This window comes from Vibrio hannami (assembly GCF_029589055.1).
Classification (GTDB): Bacteria; Pseudomonadota; Gammaproteobacteria; order Enterobacterales; family Vibrionaceae; genus Vibrio; species Vibrio hannami.
Window position 1 is genome coordinate 1,815,808 of the sequence record NZ_JARQZP010000007.1, and the last position, 18,269, is coordinate 1,834,076.

Below are 18,269 nucleotides of genomic sequence, written 5' to 3' on the forward strand. Positions count from 1 at the left end.
CACCTAAGGCAAAAAGTACAACCACTCTTCCATCAAATATATCAGTTTAAGGTACGGCGATGATTTCAGGCATTCTAGCATCCCCAGGTGTTGCTTTCGGTAAGGCACTGCTACTTCAAGAAGACGAAATTATACTTAACACAGGCACTGTTGCAGACGATCAGGTTGAAGCTGAAGTACAGCGCTTCTTTGACGCTCGTAACAAGTCATCACAGCAACTAGAAGTTGTAAAACAAAAAGCTCTTGAGTCTCTAGGTGAAGAGAAAGAAGCTATCTTCGAAGGCCACATCATGCTTTTAGAAGATGAAGAGCTTGAAGAAGAGATTCTTTCTCTGATTAAAAATGACAAGCTATACGCTGACAACGCAATTCACACAGTGATTGAAGAGCAAGCTTCTGCTCTTGAATCTCTTGACGACGAATACCTAAAAGAGCGTGCTACGGATATCCGTGATATCGGCAAGCGCTTTGTTAAAAATGCTCTGGGTATCACCATCGTTTCTCTGGCAGATATTGATGAAGAAGTAATTCTGGTTGCTTACGACCTGACTCCATCTGAAACTGCTCAGATCAACCTAGACTACGTTCTTGGTTTTGCATGTGACATCGGTGGTCGTACTTCTCACACATCAATCATGGCTCGCTCTCTAGAGCTTCCTGCGATTGTTGGTACTAACGACATCACTAAGCAAGTTAAAAACGGCGATACACTAGTTCTTGACGCAATCAACAACAAACTGATTGTAAACCCTTCTGAAGCAGAACTAGCTGAAGCTAAGAGCATTCGTGATGAGTTCCTTGCAGAAAAAGAAGAACTGGCTAAGCTGAAAGATCTTCCTGCAGTAACACTTGATGATCACCACGTAGAAGTGTGCGGCAACATCGGTACAGTTAAAGACTGTGACGGCATCAACCGTAACGGTGGTGAGGGTGTTGGCCTTTACCGTACTGAATTCCTATTCATGGACCGTACTGCACTACCTACTGAAGAAGAACAGTACCAGGCATACAAAGAAGTTGCTGAAGCAATGAATGGCCAGTCTGTAATTATCCGTACTATGGATATCGGTGGTGACAAAGATCTACCATATATGGACCTTCCTCAGGAAATGAACCCATTCCTGGGCTGGCGTGCTGTTCGTATCAGCCTTGACCGCCGTGAAATCCTTCGTGATCAGCTACGTGGTATCCTACGTGCATCTGCTCACGGTAAGCTTCGCATCATGTTCCCAATGATTATCTCTGTAGAAGAGATTCGCGAACTGAAGAAAGCAATTGAAGAATATAAAGCAGAACTTCGCGCAGAAGGCCTGGCATTCGACGAAGAAATCGAAATCGGTGTTATGGTTGAAACTCCGGCTGCTGCTGCTATTGCACACCACCTTGCAAAAGAAGTTTCTTTCTTTAGTATTGGTACAAACGACTTAACCCAGTATACTCTAGCGGTTGACCGTGGTAACGAGCTAATTTCTCACTTGTACAATCCACTATCACCTGCTGTACTTACAGTTATCAAGCAAGTGATTGACGCTTCTCATAAAGAAGGTAAGTGGACAGGCATGTGTGGTGAGCTGGCTGGTGACGAGCGCGCTACTCTACTTCTTCTAGGTATGGGGCTAGATGAGTTTAGTATGAGCGGTATTTCAATTCCTCGCATTAAGAAAGTTATCCGTAATGCGAACTACGCAGAAGTTAAGGCAATGGCAGATGAAGCTCTGCAAATGGCAACTGCTGCAGAAATTGAAGCGCACGTTGAAAAATTTATCGCAGAAAAAACAAACTGCTAATATAATTCATTAGAATAAAGTTAAACGTTTAGGAGCACGACATGGGTCTGTTTGACAAACTGAAGAAGCTAGTATCTGACGACAGCGCTGATGCAGGAGCAATTGAAATCATCGCACCACTATCTGGTGAGATTGTTAATATTGAAGATGTGCCAGATGTTGTTTTCGCAGAAAAGATTGTTGGTGATGGTATCGCAATCAAACCTGCGGGTGACAAGATGGTAGCTCCAGTTAACGGTACTATTGGTAAGATTTTCGAAACTAACCACGCATTCTCTATCGAGTCTGACGATGGTATTGAACTATTTGTTCACTTCGGTATCGATACAGTAGAACTAAAAGGTGAAGGTTTTACTCGCATCGCTGAAGAAGGTCAGTCCGTTAAAGCTGGTGACACTATCATCGAATTCGATCTAGCATTCTTAGAAGAGAAAGCGAAATCAACTCTTACTCCAGTTGTTATTTCTAACATGGACGAAATCAAAGAGCTGAACAAACTTGCTGGTTCTGTAACTGTTGGTGAAACTCCAGTTCTTCGTGTTACTAAGTAAGATTACTCTTTGTAATCAGTAAGATTGAAAATGCCCGCTTTTGCGGGCATTTTTGTATTTAGGTTGTAGGTAACAGGACGGACTTCGTCTTACAGGTAACAGGCCTCACCTGTCACCTGTCACCTGTCACCCAGACTAATAAAACCCCTCCCCCACTCCTGCTCGGGTCAATAAACCATCGCATGGAGCGAAACGATCACCGTACTTCTCAGCAAATTCGTTCATTTTATTTACCAGATTCTCGATCCCGTACTGATCCATAAATCGGAATGGTCCACCCAGGAATGGAGGGAAGCCAATACCAAAAATAGCGCCGATATCACCATCACGAGCAGAGCGGATAATACCTTCATCCAGGCAACGTACGGCTTCATTTAGCATTGGGAGAATGCAGCGTAACGCTATGTCCTCTTCTGATAGTTTCTTCTCAGGAGTTAGGTTAAGAAGCTTGTAGACAGACTTATCCACTTCTTTCTTTTTACCTTTATAGGTATAGAAACCTTTTCCACTCTTACGCCCTTTTCGATCGTCGTTTAACAGAATGTCAAAAACGTCCGGCCCCTGGAATCTTTCTCCAAGCTCATTAACCAAAATAGGAATTATCTTGGCGCCGATATCCACACCTACCTCATCAAGAAGGGTGATTGGCCCAACAGGGAAGCCGAAGTTAAGTAGCGAATCGTCCAACACTTCGATTGGTTCTCCACTTAACAAGATCTCCGCCGATTCGTTCATGTAAGGAGCGAGAATGCGATTTACGTAGAAACCAGCGGTGTCTTTTACCACAATTGGCGTCTTACCTTGCTTGCGAGCAAACTCAACAACTGTCGCGATAGTCTCATCAGACGTCGTTTCATGTGGAATCACTTCCACTAACGGCATCTTCTCTGCCGGGCTAAAATAGTGCAGACCTACTACATTTTCCGGACGCTCTGCTTTTTCTGCAATTTTATGGATAGGAAGAGAGGATGTATTGGTTGCGAAAATGGTCTCTTTCTTGGCGTTATATTCTATATCTGCAACCATCTTCTGCTTAAGATTGAGATCTTCAAACACCGCCTCTATTACAACGTCTGTATTATTGAAACTCGTAAAGTCCGTTCCACCTGACAGAGAGAGCATCTTCGCCTGTACCTGTGCTTTCGATAGAATTCGGCGTTTTCTCTGTTTTTCAAACAGCTTGTAATTGTACTTCATTGCATTTAGGACACCGTCATTGGAAATGTCCTTAATCCGCACGGGTACTTTGGCCTTTGCGATACTTACATGGCTTATACCCGCTCCCATCAGTCCACCGCCCAACACGGCGGCTTTAGAGACAGTTTTAGGCATAGCATCTGAACCATGATCTTTTTTCATCTCTGTCGTAGCAAAGAAGATAGAGCGCAGAGCTTTTGACTCAGACGTCATAACCAACTTACCAAACTCCTGAGCTTCGTATGCCAGACCTTTTTTCATACCATTTTTCAGACCATATTCGATCACATCTAAAATGGCATCCGCAGCAGGATAGTTTCCCCGAGTTTTCTGCTTTGCCTTCTTTGATGCCTGATCAAAAATAACCTTTCGACCCAGGCCATTACGGGAAATCATGCGCTCTTTATTGGTGGTCTTAACCTTCCGCTTGTTCTTTAACGCATATTTTTTAGCTACATCCAGCAATATGCTTTCGGGTACTGATTCTTCAACCAGACCTAGCTTCTTAGCCTTCTTAGCTCTTAGCTGTTTACCCGTAAGAATAACACCTAGGGACGGAAGCAAACCGATCAGCCTAGGCAGGCGCTGAGTACCACCAGAACCGGGGAGCAAACCTAACTGAACTTCCGGTAGACCTAAGCGGGTTTTATCATCATCCGAACAGATTCGGTAATCGCAGGAGAGCGCCATTTCCAGACCACCGCCTAAACAAACGCCATGAATAGCAGATACTACTGGGAACTTAAGCGCAGAAACTCGACCAAAAACCTGTTGGCCTCTTGCAGCCAACTCTTCTGCTTCTTTAGCGCTCTCACAAGCATCAAGCATCTTTACATCAGCACCAGCGATAAAGCTATCCGGCTTTCCAGAGCAGATAACTAACCCTTTGATGTCGGTCATACCCGCTTCTAGCTCAGAAAGAATTAGCTCCATCTCCTCAATAAGGTCACCGCGAAGCACATTCATTTTTTCGTCAGCAACATCAAGTGACAGCCAGCCAACCTTATCTTCATCAATACTAAAGCTTAGTGATTTCATCTCGCTCATTACTCAACCTCCAATACCATTGCCGCGCCTAATCCACCAGCAGCACACGCAGTATTAAGAGCTAAGCCGCCTCCTCTTCTTTTAGTTCGCGAAGTGTCTGAACCATCATCCTCGCACCCGTTGCGGCAAATGGATGACCATAAGCAATTGAGCTTCCAAGAACATTAAACTTGTCCATATCAATTTCGCCTATCGCTTTAGAGCGTCCTAGCTGCTCCTGAGCAAATTTATCACTGGCAAACATTTTAACGTTCGCCAGAGTTTGTGCGGCAAACGCCTCATGCATCTCAATCAGATCCAGGTCACTTAGTTCAATTCCGGCCCTGTCGAGAGCCATAGGAGTGGCGTATGAAGGCCCCATCAATAGGTCGTACTCAACCTGGATAGCAGAAAATGCATAGGAACGAATGTATCCCAGAACATCTAATCCCAGCTCTTTTGCGCGCCCTTCACGCATCAACATAACAGCTGCGGCACCATCTGTAAGTGGCGTACTGTTTGCAGCTGTCACCGTTCCAAACTTCCTGTCAAATGCAGGTCGCAGCTTAGCGTAGCTTTCCAGCTGAGAGTCGTGACGTATATTGTTATCTTCACCGATCCACTTGGTGTAAGGTTCAGGGAAAGCAGTCATTACCTCATCGCGAACCAGCCCTTCTTTCCAGGCTTTTGACGCGTTGCTATGAGAACGGTGAGCTAACTCATCCTGCTCCTGACGAGTGATACCATAAGATTTAGCCATCTGTTCGGCTGTTTGCCCCATGGTTAAGCCCGTCGAATACTCAGCTACAGCGGGAGGCACTGGAGCCAGATCTCTTAGTGATAACTTGCGAGCGATCTTGAGTTTTTGACCCAACGTTTTAGCCTTGCTTAGCGCTAGCAAGCTAGAAGCAAGTTTTCTAGAAACAGTAATTGGCAGCACTGACGTAGAATCTGCTCCACCAGCGATACCTATATCAATATTACCAGCCATAATGCTCTCGGTGACATTCACGGCAGACTGGAAGCTGGTAGCACAAGCTCGGGTAACACTGTAAGCATCCGTGTTAATGTTCATCCCCGTACCCAAAACAATTTCACGGGCAATATTCGGTGCAGCAGGCATCTGAATTACCTGACCATACACAACCTGTTCAATTAAAGCGGGATCAACTTCAGTACGGGCAAGCAGCTCACTCACCACCATTTTACCAAGATCCACAGCGGGAACTTGTCCAAACTCTGTACTCTGCCTGGCAAACGGCGTTCTTAAACCAGCAACGACCGCAATTCGTTCACCAGAACGAGTTTTGACTTCTTGTCTGCGCATTTCTTCTCCTTTACCTAAAGAGGTCTGACCTGAACGCATTGTAACGAAATTGTTAATTTATTCAAACATCCGTTTAAATAAACGTGAGATTAATTTCATTGACGATCGTAACCAAATGAAAAATATAAACTTAAAATTAGAGAAAAAGAAAAAGGCGAGATGTGAAATGTTAACCACTGCGTTTAAATCGGATACGATACAGCATGTGAATAAATGGCTAAAATGTTATAAAGTAAGAAAATAAAGCAAAAAAAACCACACGAATCTGTGTGGTTGGAATTTCTATAAAACAATTAACTTACGCCAATTGAAATAATCAGTTTCCTGATTAGGAGAAAGTAAAGTCAGCCTTCAAAAGGAAGTGTCATCTTGCTCAACATACTAGCCCGAAAGCTAGCTAGATGACATGACTAACTATAACGCTATAGAGATGTGAGATTTTGAAGTAGATCAATTTTAGGTCGATTTACCACAAGTGATCTTGCATTAAACCGGGGACGACTGAAGGGCAAATGGAGGCTCAGGTGTCGATTATTAATCTTTTCGGAAAGAAAAGTAAGACTAGTCCGGTCAACTCTGATATGGACAAGCAAAGAAAATACGAAGCTCTTGTACGGGCTTATCACAGAGATCTTTATCGATATGCATACTGGTTATGTAAAGATAAAATGGTCGCAGAAGATTTGGTTCAGGAAACATGCCTGCGTGCATGGAAATCTCTTGATAGTCTTCAGGATGATAAAGCCGCAAAATCCTGGCTGATCACCATTCTCAGAAGGGAAAATGCAAGACGTTTCGAAAGGAAACAGTTGGAGCTGGTAGATATCGATGACCATAGTGCAGAAACTAAGGTCAGCGACGATGCCCATCACCAGCAAGAATGGTTACAAGCGCAGATAATGAAACTCGATATTGAATATCGGGAACCATTATTTCTGCAAGTAATCGGTGGCTTTAGCGGAGAAGAGATAGGCGATATCCTGGATCTGAACAAGAACACCGTTATGACAAGACTATTTCGAGCTAGAAACCAGCTCAAAGAAATGATGGACAGCAACGAAAACGTAAGGGGGCTTCAAAATGGATGATTTAGAATTTCGTCGTCGCATATTATCGGAGCCAAAGTTCAGAGATAAAGAACTACTGAGTGCGATAGAAAACAGTGAAGCAAACGCACGTTTTGCTGACGATGTCTTTAAACTCGATGCAAAACTAGAAGATGCTTTTAAAGTAGATGTGCCGGATGATTTAGCAGATCGAATACTATTCAATCAGACATCTGAGCCAGTGAAATCATCGTTCACCAAACGCGCACTGGCAATAGCTGCGACAGTAGCATTTACTGCAGGTGTACTTATTGGGCAGGTGAACTGGTCTCCATTATTGGTTAGCCCGGCATACGCCAGCCTGGCAGACACAGCTATAGAGCATGTGGAACATGAGTCGCCATTTACTGATAGGCTGGACGAACAAGTAACATCGAAACAAGTAAACATGAAGCTTGCTCCGTTTTCTTATCAGTTTACAGAAGAGTTTCCATATCACGTTTACTACCTTAACCATTGCGGTTTTGGCGCCTCTAATGCTCTACATATGGTGTTTGAGGGAGAAAAAGGCAGGATTACTCTGTTTGTAACCAATATCGGCTCTGAGAAGGAAATCGACTTCAATAAGGATGGAATGTCCGGTGTTGTGATCCCGGTAAAAGACTCCAGCATGATTCTGGTTGGTAGCGAAGGAGAGGATATACAAAAAATTGCCTCAACACTGACACCTATCATCCAACCAATGCATTGAAAGCCGCATTTATATTGATAGTTGCACGAACTTCACGTGTTTTAGCATCAAAAACCCTCAATTTGAGGGTTTTTTAATCATCTCTTTAAAACAACCGTTTAGAGCTTACGCTCTAAAAAGTGCGATTTATCACACTTTTCCTGCTACATAGCCACCACTTTTAGCATTTTGTTAACAAATTAGACAATGGTCGGATTTCTTCTGCATATACTACAGTCTAGTATCAGCCACCAAATCGAGTGAAAACTCAAAAAACGCCCGCTAAAAGAGGCGAAAACAAAAGGAAATAACCTAATGAGTAATACGCGTCTGTTTAAAAAAACAATTATCGCTACTGTTATCGCTCTTAGCTCTCAGCAAGCGCTAGCAGCCGGATTCCAGCTTAACTCTCAATCAGCGACTGGCCTAGGCCGCGCATTTGCTGGTGATGCAGTTATTGCTGATAACGCATCTTCTATGGCCCGTAACCCAGCAACAATGGCACTTTTTGATGAAACATCTTTGTCGCTTGGTGTTGTTTCTATTACTTCCATGATTGAAGTTAAAGATGCCCAATACAAGCCATTTGGCTCAGATGCTATGGCTACATCTTCTAACTATGACGATGCAGGTGCAACCTCTTACGCGCCAAACATCCACCTAGTAGTGCCAGTCAACGATAAGTTTGCCTGGGGTGTTAACGCTTATTCAAATTTTGGTACGAAAACTGAGTTTGGTAGCAGCTTTGTAGGTTCTGAATACGGTGGTGAGACAGAAATCCTGAGCATGAACCTAGGCCTTGCTGGTTCATACCGCATAGATGATAAATGGAGCCTTGGTGCTGGTATTGATTTCATTTATGGGCAAGGAACACTAAAACGCTCTCTAAGCAACAACCTGCCTACAGTAGGTGGTTCTAGTATCGTAAACGTTGACGGTGCTGATGGTTGGGGTGTTGGATTCAATGTTGGTACTGTTTACGAAGCAAATGAGAACAATCGTTATGGCTTTGCTTATAGATACAGTCCAGATGTAGATGCTAAAGATGGTAATCAAGAAATTACCCTTCCTTTACCAGATATGGCAGAGTTCTCTGGTTACCACCGAATCGAAGACTCAAAGTGGGCAGTACACTATAGTGCTCAGTTCATTCGCTGGAGTGAGTTTGATGTTGTAACCCTTAACGGTAGTACTCTAAAAGAGTACAACTGGAAAAATGCATACCACTTGTCTCTTGGTACAACATACTACTTGAATCAGGACTGGACTTTGCGAGCTGGTTATATGTTTGACGAATCAGCCCAAGACGAAACTACTTCGTTCTCAGTGCCTGATTCAGACAGACATTGGTTCTCTGCCGGCTTCTCATACCATATCAATGAGAAGTCGGATATTGACTTTGGTTTCACCTACCTAGTAGGTAAAGATGTAAATGTAAGTGAGTCTACACCAAATCCATATTACGGTAGCGGACATCCAACTTTAGGCTCTATACCTAACCTATCAACAATGGAAGGTACCACACACGCTGACGCTATCCTGATTGGTCTACAGTACAGCCGTTCTTTCTAAGAATAGCTAAAACATAGACTGTCATAAAGGGCTGATTTTATCAGCCCTTTTAATTTTCAGCGTACACCAAACCACACATTTAAACTTACGACTGTAAGCCGTAACTCCCTTTCTACCGCACATTTGTTAGCTGAAATTAATTTTTTAGAGCATATGCTCTAGGCATATGTTTTACCACTAGTCTTTTTTACAGCACATTGTTTCATTTTTTACAAAATTGTTTCATAGTATTTTTAAAGTAAATACTCCAACCTTAGAATCTTCCCCGTACTAAACCCCTATTAATTAAGCTTCTTGGCAAGGTTTCTTAAAAAATGGGATAAATCTGCTTAAAGAAGCAAAAACGGAATTTCAGCGAATACAATAATGAAAATTAACAAGTCTATTCTGGCTACTTCTATCGCTTGTAGCTTACTCACAGTTTCTACTCACTCTAACGCGGCTGGTTTTCAGTTAGCGGAATACTCCGCTACCGGCCTAGGACGTGCCTACGCTGGCGAAGCCGCTATGGCGGATAACGCTGGCGCTCAATGGCGTAACCCTGCGATGCTAACGTATCTTGAGGGTACACAGGTATCTGTTGGTGCGGTTTACGTAGACCCAAATGTAGATATCGAGGGTACAGAGACGATTCCCGGAGTTGGCAGCATTGCTACCTCTTCAAGTGACTATGCTGAAGATGGGCTGATCCCGAACGCATATATTTCCCACAGGTATAACGATAAGTTCGCTATTGGCCTGGCAATTGGTACTAACTATGCGATGGAGACCAACCTGGGCGTAAATTTTGAGAGCAGCCATCATGGTGACCAGGCTCAAATCACCACTAGCGAAGTGAACCTAAACACGGCTTATCAGGTCACATCAGCAATTAGTGCAGGTTTTGGTGTTCGCTACGTTATGGCAGAAGGCAAAATAGGCTCTTCTTTCCCTAATTACGCAGCAGCTGTCAACCCTAATTACACAGGTACTATGGCTTTTGTTGAAGGAGATACTACTGATTGGGGATGGCAAGCGGGCGTCGCCTGGCAGATCAATGACGATAACCGTGTTGGCTTTGCCTATAAGTCTGCTGTCGATCTTAAGCTTGAAGGTAATGCAACTGTATACGTTAACCAGCTGAACACTACTGTAAGTTCTGGCGGATACCTCCCTCTAACCTTACCAGCTACAGCCGAACTTGCTAGTTATCATCAACTAAGTGATCGTTTAGCCGTACATGGTAGCATTAACTGGACAGACTGGAGTTCATTCAAGAAGCTACAAGCAGAGGTTGATGCGATTGGTTCGGTTCTAATTAAAGAAGAGAACTGGGACGATAACTACCGCTTTGCTATAGGTACAACATACCAACTGAATAAAAAGTTAAGGCTACGTTCAGGCATCGCTTACGATATGGAAGCAGTAACAGATGAAACACGAAGCATCACAATACCGGACACTAACCGTACATGGTTGAGCGTGGGAGCTGGTTATGACTGGTCTGAAAAATTAACTTTAGACACTGGTGTGACTTACATTATTGGTAAGAAAGCGAGCGTAACAGAAGAGTCTACATTAGGTACATTCGAAGGCACAACTTCAAGCCACGTTTGGATCTTCGGCGCACAGGCAAGCTATAAGTTCTAAGTAGCGAGTAGTTAGATTCCGGACATTTGCTTTAGCTCATCACGGAATGTTCCATACTAAAAAAGGCTGAGAAATCAGCCTTTTTTGTTTATTCAAATTCATCCAGATACTCATCTAACAGCGCTTCATCTTCTTCATCATAATCCTCTGACTCTATCTGAGCCTTAAAGTCCTGATGCTGAATATACGCGTCTCTCGTGAAGATATATGGATCTGGCGAAGCTTCTAGCAGTGGCTCCTGAGAAACCAACGCAGCGCGGGTTTCCATTCCTTCAAGAGCCCACTTACCGACGGCCCCCCAGAAATTCAGAAGAGAAAGTGGGACATATAGAGTGTCTACCTGATCTGCGACATCTCTTACTGTCGCCGGACCATAACCTGGCACCATCACGTAAGGACCATTGCCTACGCCATAATGCCCGGCCACATCACTAAATTCTCGTTCAGCTTCTTTGGTAATGCCTGCTGCCCCTGCAACATCAAACAGGCCTAGTATGCCGAATGTAGAGTTTATCCAGAAACGATTAAAGTGGGTTACTGCAAGTTCTCCGTTACCCATCAGGGCATCGTTTATCATGCTGGCCGGCTCATCAAGGTTAGATAAAAAGTTGGAAATACCGGAACGGATGAAGGTAGGAGTGTAATTTACGTAAGTTAACGATACGGGTTTAACCAGGTACGGATCCAGATAGTCATAGTTAAACGCCCACATAGCCCGGTTAAAGCCTTCAAACGGGTCGTAGACATCCTCCTGGACTTCCTCGTTTGTCAGTTGCTCTGGTTCGTCATAAGGCGCAGATGAACACCCCACCAAAAAGCCAGCCAAAAGTAACGAAAGAATATATTTGCCAAATGCGCTGTTCATTATATTTTTTATATATCCCAAAAACAGATAAGGCTGGATTTTACCAGCCTTATTTATATCCATAGACGCATTAATACTGCTTATCTATCGTAATTTCAACCTGTTCACCTAATTTCGTTACTACGCTCTCGCCGAACCAATCGCCACCTTTACTAGCAACATTGCCATCCGTATCAATGCGCGCACGTACGATAATAGATTCAAGAGATGAAATTGACTGCCCTTCCATCATCACATTTCCATCATCTAACACAACCGTGCGAGGGAATGAACCCACAGGGTAACGGGCAGCAGCTACAGGGATCGGTGAACCTGCTCCATCATGTACGGAAACAATCAGTACACCCTGGCTTCCTGGTTGAATACCCTCACCCAGTTTAATCATCACCGGGACACTTGTTGTCGAAACTGACTTACCAAGCTGATTTTCTGCATTCTGAATGCTGCGCTCCAGCATGGAATAACGGCTATCTTCAGGCCCAATCATTTTCTGCATCATGCGCCAATAGCGAATAGCAGCTTCGAACTGGTTGTTCTGATAAGAATCAAACGCGAGCAGTGAGTAGATACGAAGATCAACATAGCTATCCTGGAGTAACCCAATCAACATAGAACGAGCCATAGCACGCTCTTGTTCATCCTGAGACATCATTTTAGATTGGGCATACCCAAGACGAATGTCCGGGTTTTCCGGGTCAAGCTTGTAGGCTTTACCAAAAGCACCTTCAGCTGTACCGCCATCTTGATTCGCCAATGCGATTCGTCCTAACAGAAGCCAGCCATTCGCATCTTCAGGCGACTTATGCAATTGCGTACGTAGACCTAGGGTAAGCGCATCCATCTCTTCATCTGTTAGAGGTCGCTCATCACTAGGTGACATTAATTTCTGCGTTAGTTTTGGAAGCTCTGACAGCGTATCCTGCCAATCAGTCACCTTATCGAGGTTACCAAAGGATGAGTACATTCCATAACTAATCGCCGCAAGAAGCAGAATGGAAGGAACAAACACATGTAGAGGTTTGTAGTCTGTTTCAGCCTGACGTACTTCAGCTTGATCCTGTGGTATATCGTCTAGCAAAGATTGCTTTAAGTCAGCTACCAACTCTTGAGAGTCTGTAGCAATACCTTCTGAAGCTTCTTCTTCGAGCTCAGTAAGTCTGTCTTTGAACAATGCCTTGTTCAGTTCATCGCGTCGCTCAGCATCGTCAAACCTTTTGGTTTTAAATAGAGGTAAACCAATTAGTATTGCGCTGGCAACAATCAATACTGCAGTTGAAAACCAAAAAACTGTCATTACTTCTTATCTCCATTCTGGTCTTCTTCAAGCAGTGCTTTTAAACGCGCTTCTTTGTCTTCATTCCACTCGTCGTTTGTTGCAGCCTGAGCCTTTTTCTTTTTACCACGCATAACAATGATGCCAAAACCAAGTAAAACCACAACTAATGGACTCAGCCAAAGTACTGAAGTTGCAACAGTAAATGGCGGTTTGTAAGTCACAAAGTTACCGTAGCGATCGATCATGTAGTCAACAATTTCATCAGAGCTTTTACCATCCTTCGTCATCTCATACACTTTTTTGCGAAGATCCTGAGCCAGTTCGGCGTTAGAGTCCGCGATAGTGTTGTTTTGACATTTAGGGCAGCGAAGCGTGTTACTCAGATCTTTAAACTGCTGCTCTTGCTCTTCGGTATCAAACTCGTAAACATCAATTGCAGCAATTGCCACTGAAGAAAGAAAAAAGCAACTCAATACTACTAAAAAGAACTTTTTCATTTAGCCGCTCCTTTCACCATTTTCTGATACATTGGCTCTAGTGTTTCAGCCCAGTTTCTTGGGTTTACATCACCTACATGGCGGTAGCGAATAACACCGTCTGCGTCGATAAGATAAGTTTCTGGCGCTCCGTAAACTCCAAGATCCAACCCTAGCATGCCGTCACCATCAAACAAGCTAATCAGGTATGGGTTACCTAAATCATTTAGCCAGCCCACCGCTTTGTTACGCTCATCTTTGTAGTTGAGTCCGATGATCTTAACACCCCGGGTAGCCAACTCATTTAGATATTGGTGCTCTGCGTAACAAGTTGGACACCACGTAGCCCAAACATTAAGTAATAGCGGTTCACCTTTGAAGATCGACTGATCATAAAACTTGCCCGGCTCAGCCAGATCTTCAAGCTTAAATACAGGTACCGTTTTACCAACCAGAACCGATTCCAGCTTCGTCGGGTCATCACCCTCTGCGTTTTTGAACAGCTGAGTAAGCAGAGGTATGGTCATGGCCAAAAACAGAGCTAATGGAATAAATAGAATTTTTTTATTCATCTCTTAAGCCTCCACTTCTTTCGCTTTTTTGCGGAAGCGATATCGCTTGTCACTGATAGCAATTGCTCCACCCAGAGCCATTAGTAAACTACCCGCCCAGATCCAACGAACAAACGGCTTATAATAGAGCCTTACCGCCCAGGCGTTGTCTTCACCAAGTCGTTCACCCATTGCGATATATAGATCACGGGTAATACCAGGGTCAAGAGCCGCTTCGGTCATCATTGAACCTGCGTGACGGTAGAAGCGCTTTTCAGCATGAAGCGTGGTGACCGCTTTACCATTCTTAGTGATTTCAAAATCAGCAATATAACCGTCGTAGTTAGGGCCATCTTTATCCCGTAAGCCAGCAAAGTAGAAATCATATTCCTGCAACTGGAAGTGTTCTCCCGGAGCAAGACGTACGTCTTTCTCGATACTATAGTTCTGTACCATCGCTATACCAATTACTGATACAGCAAGACCAATATGGCCAAGCATCATCGCCCAATGGCTGCGCTGAAGCTTCTTGATACCAACACTGAAACTGTGCCTGTGTGTAGCTCGTTGGTACACTTCATAACCGTGCAGAACGATGATCCAGATAGCCATTATCCAGCCAAGGAAGGCAAGACCTTTAAATCCGTCTCCCAGTAGAACTACCATCAAGCCGCCAAGCACCACTGACACTACGCCAGAAATTACCATTGGCTTCACAAGTGGACCAATCTTATCCCGCTTCCAGCGAATAAGAGGACCAATACCCAGCAAGAACGAAAACGGGATCATTAGCCAGGTAAACAAGGTATTAAAGAACGGTGCACCGATCGAAACCGAACCAAGTCCAATTTGTTTGTGAACAAGCGGCAATAGCGTACCAATAAGTACTACAACAAGTGCTGCAACCAACAATACATTGTTTGCTAACAGCGCATTCTCACGAGAAAACAGTTCGAAGTTGCTGCGCACTCGTACTGAAGAACCTTTCAGAGCAAACAGTAGCAGCGAACCACCAATAACAAACACAAGGAAGCCCAGAATGAACATACCTCGAGCTGGATCCGACGCAAACGCGTGAACCGAAACCAGAATACCGGAACGAACCAGGAATGTGCCAAGCAAGCTTAGTGAGAATGCCGAAATTGCCAGTAACACAGTCCAGGCCTTAAAAGTACCCCGCTTTTCAGTCACTGCCAGTGAGTGCATTAGCGCTGTGCCCGCCAGCCATGGCATAAAGGATGCGTTTTCTACCGGATCCCAGAACCACCAGCCGCCCCAGCCTAATTCGTAATAAGCCCACCATGATCCAAGTGCGATACCCAGAGTCAGGAACAGCCATGCTGCAATTGTCCACGGACGCGACCAGCGTGCCCATGCGGTATCCAATCGGCCCGACATAAGTGAAGCGATAGCAAATGCAAAGGCAACCGAGAACCCTACATAGCCCATATACAACATTGGAGGGTGGATAATAAGACCCGGATCCTGAAGTAGTGGGTTCAGATCGCGGCCATCGATTGGGAAGAATGGCAGTGTTCTTTCAAACGGGTTAGATGTGATGATAATAAACAGCAGGAAACCTACCGTTATCATACCCATAACAGCCAGCACTCGCGCTACAGATTCCTGTGGCATACCACGGCTAAATGTTGCTACCGCAACAGTCCAGCCAGCCTGGATCAAAGCCCAAAGTAGCAACGAACCTTCGTGTGCTCCCCATACAGCCGTTAAGCGGTAATACCAGGGAAGCTCAGTGTTCGAGTTACTCGCAACATAGCTCACAGTAAAGTCGTTGGTATAAAAAGCCCACAACAGGACTGCAAATGAAAACAGGAGCATCAAGAACATGCCCCAGGATAACGGCCGAGCCGTACTCATCAGCATAGAAGAACGCTGGTTCGCACCTACAAGAGGAAGGAAGCTAAGCAACACCGACATGCCTAAAGCAATAATCAGCGCAAAGTGACCAATCTCAGCAATCATTGACCAGTTCCTTTTGTCTGCTCTTCGGAATACTCAAGTGGTGTATGAATCTTATCCATCGCTTCAGCCACTTCCGGTGGCATATAATCTTCGTCATGTTTAGCAAGAACTTCGAACGCTTCAATCGTTTTCTCATCTGTCATAACGCCCTGAGCAACAATACCCTGACCTTCACGGAACAAATCAGGAAGAATACCTTCATAGACAATCGTCACTGCCGGACCAACATCCGCTAGATCAAAGCTTACTTTCAGAGATGAAGGATCACGCTTTACCGTTCCCTCCACAACCATGCCGCCAATCCTCAAGCGCTGGCCTACTTCTGGTTTACTACCATCAGGCTTGCCATAAACCATCTCAGTTGGGGTATAGAAAAGATCCATGTTCTGATTTAGCGCGTAGATGATAAGTCCAACTGTTGCACTTACGCCAAAAAACAGGGCAAGAAGAAGCCCCAGCCTCTTTTTACGTCTTGGGTTCATAGGGTGTTCTCCAGATTTTTAGCCGCGTCGATTCTAGCTTGACGCGCCTGTTTAGCTTTAATCTCTTTCGTTATTTTCTTGCTTGTAGAAACGCTGTTCCACAACAGAATGAAAAGAGCAAGAAAAGTGATGCCAAAGGCGCTCCAGACATAAGCGCCATAGCCGCCCATCGCCAACAGATCAGAAAAGTTTTCAAAATGCATAGTCTTATCTCCCACTCACTATCTGTTTGCTATCAACTGTTGTACCCAAGGTCTGTGGCTCTCTTTTGATAGAATTTCATTTCGGAATCTGACCAGGGTGACACTCGCAAAAAAGAATGCGAAACCAAAAATGTTTAATAGCAGCGGCCACAACATATCACCGGATATAGATGGCTTTTCAAATTTCGTAATAGTGGCCCCTTGGTGCAGGGTATTCCACCACTCTACAGAGAAATGGATAATTGGAAGGTTCACAACACCAACTATCGCAAGGATGCCAGCAGCTTTTGCAGCCGTTTTTTGGTCATCAAACGCATGGTAGAGCGCAATAACACCAAGATATAGGAAAAGAAGAATCAGCTCTGAAGTTAATCGCGCATCCCATACCCACCAGGCACCCCACATAGGCTTGCCCCAGATGGCACCTGTTAACAAAGCGATAAATGTGAAAACTGCACCTATCGGAGCCATTGCTGCTGCAGCCATATTAGATAGCCTCAGTTGCCAAACAAGCCCGATAAACGCCGCGATCGCCATGGACATGTAAGCGCCCATAGACCAGATTGCTGATGGGACATGGATATAGATAATTCTAAAACTATCTCCTTGCTGATAATCTGAAGGGGCAAATGCAAGCCCCCAGATGGTTCCTGTTCCCAGACAGACCAGTGTCAGAATAGAAAACCAGGGTAGAAGTTTCCCACATAAGCGGTATGTGGTCTCAGGTTTAGAATATGGATGGAGCCATTTCCACATTGTCAATCTCACTCTTGCTTCATTAACACAATACCAGCCTGATAATAGTTATGATGCTGATATAAATTTATTTATGCTAAGGCTAAAGGTTAATCCTAATACTTTAGTCGTAGCAATACCCCCAAGGTATTGTTTGGGAGTACTAATTCACACTAACGCGAAGCGCCGCACTAATCGCAAATGGCGTCAGAGTCATCGAGCCAACCAGCATCGCAGCCATAATCGCCAGTTGCCCGTTATATGCCATACCAAGGCTAGCCGCATCTATCGCTGACGTTGCAAATATCAGTACAGGAATAAATAACGGCAGGATCAGCAAACTAAGCAGTACTCCGCCTTTTTGCAACCCTACTGTCAGCGCTACACCAATAGCACCAATAAAGCTTAGTGTTGGAGTACCCACTAACAGCGTCAGCACGACGGTTTTCCAGGTAGTAAAATCGAGAGAAAGCAATACTGCGAGTAGCGGACTGATCAGTATAAGTGGCAGACCTGTTAGCAGCCAGTGTGCAATTACTTTTGAAATAACCACAATTGGCAGCGGCACGGGAAACAGCATCATCTGTTCGAGGGCACCATCGGCAAAATCATCTCGGAACAAGCGTTCCATTGATAACAGCACTGATAATAGAGCTGCCACCCAGATAATACCAGCAGCAATACGAGCTAATAGGTTAGGTTCCGGGCCGATACTTAGCGGAAAAAGAGTAATAACAATAATAAAAAACCATAATGGGTTAAGTATGTCGGCCTGACGACGAAATGCTATCAGTAACTCGCGACGGATAATTGACACCATAGAACTAAGCATA

At 44.4% G+C, this 18,269-nt stretch carries 16 protein-coding genes and 1 pseudogene; 6 read left to right on the forward strand and 11 right to left on the reverse strand.

The window, feature by feature from the left end; genetic code table 11:
- The first annotated feature begins 59 nt into the window (after nucleotides 1–59).
- Both ptsI and crr read left to right on the forward strand, forming a co-directional pair.
- Complete coding sequence (gene ptsI / locus P7F88_RS22810) at nucleotides 60–1,787, forward strand: phosphoenolpyruvate-protein phosphotransferase PtsI (protein WP_277828560.1); 1,728 nt, start codon at nucleotides 60–62, stop codon at nucleotides 1,785–1,787.
- A 41-nt stretch (nucleotides 1,788–1,828) separates the two neighbouring features.
- Nucleotides 1,829–2,338 (forward strand): PTS glucose transporter subunit IIA, encoded by a 510-nt coding sequence (gene crr, locus P7F88_RS22815; RefSeq protein ID WP_277828562.1) that lies wholly within the window; start codon nucleotides 1,829–1,831, stop codon nucleotides 2,336–2,338.
- A gap of 135 nt (nucleotides 2,339–2,473) precedes the next feature.
- Here crr and fadJ read toward each other — a convergent pair whose 3' ends face one another.
- Together fadJ and fadI are read right to left on the reverse strand one after the other, a co-directional pair.
- Nucleotides 2,474–4,582, reverse strand: coding sequence for a fatty acid oxidation complex subunit alpha FadJ (fadJ, locus tag P7F88_RS22820; RefSeq protein WP_277828564.1), 2,109 nt, complete (start codon nucleotides 4,580–4,582; stop codon nucleotides 2,474–2,476).
- Nucleotides 4,582–5,888, reverse strand: a pseudogene (fadI, locus tag P7F88_RS22825) (acetyl-CoA C-acyltransferase FadI). The gene fadJ and the pseudogene fadI overlap by 1 nt, the downstream one beginning before the upstream one ends.
- Before the next feature lie 512 nt (nucleotides 5,889–6,400).
- Between fadI and P7F88_RS22830 the strand changes: the two are divergent.
- The 4 genes from P7F88_RS22830 (at nucleotide 6,401) to P7F88_RS22845 (ending at nucleotide 10,865) form a co-directional block, all read left to right on the forward strand.
- On the forward strand, nucleotides 6,401–6,976 hold the full coding sequence (locus tag P7F88_RS22830; RefSeq protein WP_277828566.1) for a sigma-70 family RNA polymerase sigma factor: 576 nt from the start codon (nucleotides 6,401–6,403) through the stop codon (nucleotides 6,974–6,976).
- Entirely contained in the window at nucleotides 6,969–7,685 is a 717-nt protein-coding gene (locus tag P7F88_RS22835; protein ID WP_277828568.1) for a DUF3379 domain-containing protein, read from the forward strand. Before P7F88_RS22830 ends, P7F88_RS22835 begins: the two co-directional genes overlap by 8 nt.
- A gap of 294 nt (nucleotides 7,686–7,979) precedes the next feature.
- On the forward strand, nucleotides 7,980–9,236 hold the full coding sequence (locus tag P7F88_RS22840) for an outer membrane protein transport protein (RefSeq protein WP_277828570.1): 1,257 nt from the start codon (nucleotides 7,980–7,982) through the stop codon (nucleotides 9,234–9,236).
- A gap of 366 nt (nucleotides 9,237–9,602) precedes the next feature.
- Nucleotides 9,603–10,865, forward strand: coding sequence for an outer membrane protein transport protein (locus P7F88_RS22845; protein WP_277828572.1), 1,263 nt, complete (start codon nucleotides 9,603–9,605; stop codon nucleotides 10,863–10,865).
- An 88-nt stretch (nucleotides 10,866–10,953) separates the two neighbouring features.
- Here the strand turns inward: P7F88_RS22845 and P7F88_RS22850 are convergent, their stop codons facing one another.
- From P7F88_RS22850 to ccmB, 9 genes are all read right to left on the reverse strand, one after another.
- Nucleotides 10,954–11,730 (reverse strand): MlaA family lipoprotein, encoded by a 777-nt coding sequence (locus tag P7F88_RS22850; protein WP_277828574.1) that lies wholly within the window; start codon nucleotides 11,728–11,730, stop codon nucleotides 10,954–10,956.
- Nucleotides 11,731–11,800: 70 nt separating this feature from the next.
- A complete protein-coding gene (ccmI, locus tag P7F88_RS22855; protein WP_277828575.1) occupies nucleotides 11,801–13,024 on the reverse strand; it encodes a c-type cytochrome biogenesis protein CcmI in 1,224 nt (407 codons plus the stop codon).
- Nucleotides 13,024–13,503, reverse strand: a complete 480-nt coding sequence (locus P7F88_RS22860) for a cytochrome c-type biogenesis protein (RefSeq protein ID WP_277828577.1) — start codon at nucleotides 13,501–13,503, stop codon at nucleotides 13,024–13,026. The genes ccmI and P7F88_RS22860 overlap by 1 nt, the downstream gene beginning before the upstream one ends.
- The gene (locus P7F88_RS22865) at nucleotides 13,500–14,054 is read right to left on the reverse strand and encodes a DsbE family thiol:disulfide interchange protein (RefSeq protein WP_277828579.1); all 555 of its coding nucleotides are present in this window, start codon (nucleotides 14,052–14,054) and stop codon (nucleotides 13,500–13,502) included. The genes P7F88_RS22860 and P7F88_RS22865 overlap by 4 nt, the downstream gene beginning before the upstream one ends.
- 3 nt (nucleotides 14,055–14,057) lie before the next feature.
- Nucleotides 14,058–16,016, reverse strand: coding sequence for a heme lyase CcmF/NrfE family subunit (locus P7F88_RS22870; protein ID WP_277828581.1), 1,959 nt, complete (start codon nucleotides 16,014–16,016; stop codon nucleotides 14,058–14,060).
- Nucleotides 16,013–16,498, reverse strand: a complete 486-nt coding sequence (gene ccmE, locus P7F88_RS22875) for a cytochrome c maturation protein CcmE (protein ID WP_277828583.1) — start codon at nucleotides 16,496–16,498, stop codon at nucleotides 16,013–16,015. Before ccmE ends, P7F88_RS22870 begins: the two co-directional genes overlap by 4 nt.
- Nucleotides 16,495–16,701 carry a heme exporter protein CcmD gene (gene ccmD / locus P7F88_RS22880; protein ID WP_277828585.1) on the reverse strand — a complete coding sequence of 69 codons (207 nt, stop codon included), beginning with the start codon at nucleotides 16,699–16,701 and terminating at the stop codon, nucleotides 16,495–16,497. Before ccmD ends, ccmE begins: the two co-directional genes overlap by 4 nt.
- A gap of 18 nt (nucleotides 16,702–16,719) precedes the next feature.
- Nucleotides 16,720–17,457: a heme ABC transporter permease gene (locus P7F88_RS22885; protein WP_277829259.1), complete on the reverse strand. Its 738-nt coding sequence runs from the start codon at nucleotides 17,455–17,457 to the stop codon at nucleotides 16,720–16,722.
- Between the two features lie 142 nt (nucleotides 17,458–17,599).
- Complete coding sequence (ccmB, locus tag P7F88_RS22890; protein ID WP_277828587.1) at nucleotides 17,600–18,268, reverse strand: heme exporter protein CcmB; 669 nt, start codon at nucleotides 18,266–18,268, stop codon at nucleotides 17,600–17,602.
- Nucleotide 18,269: the final 1 nt, after the last annotated feature.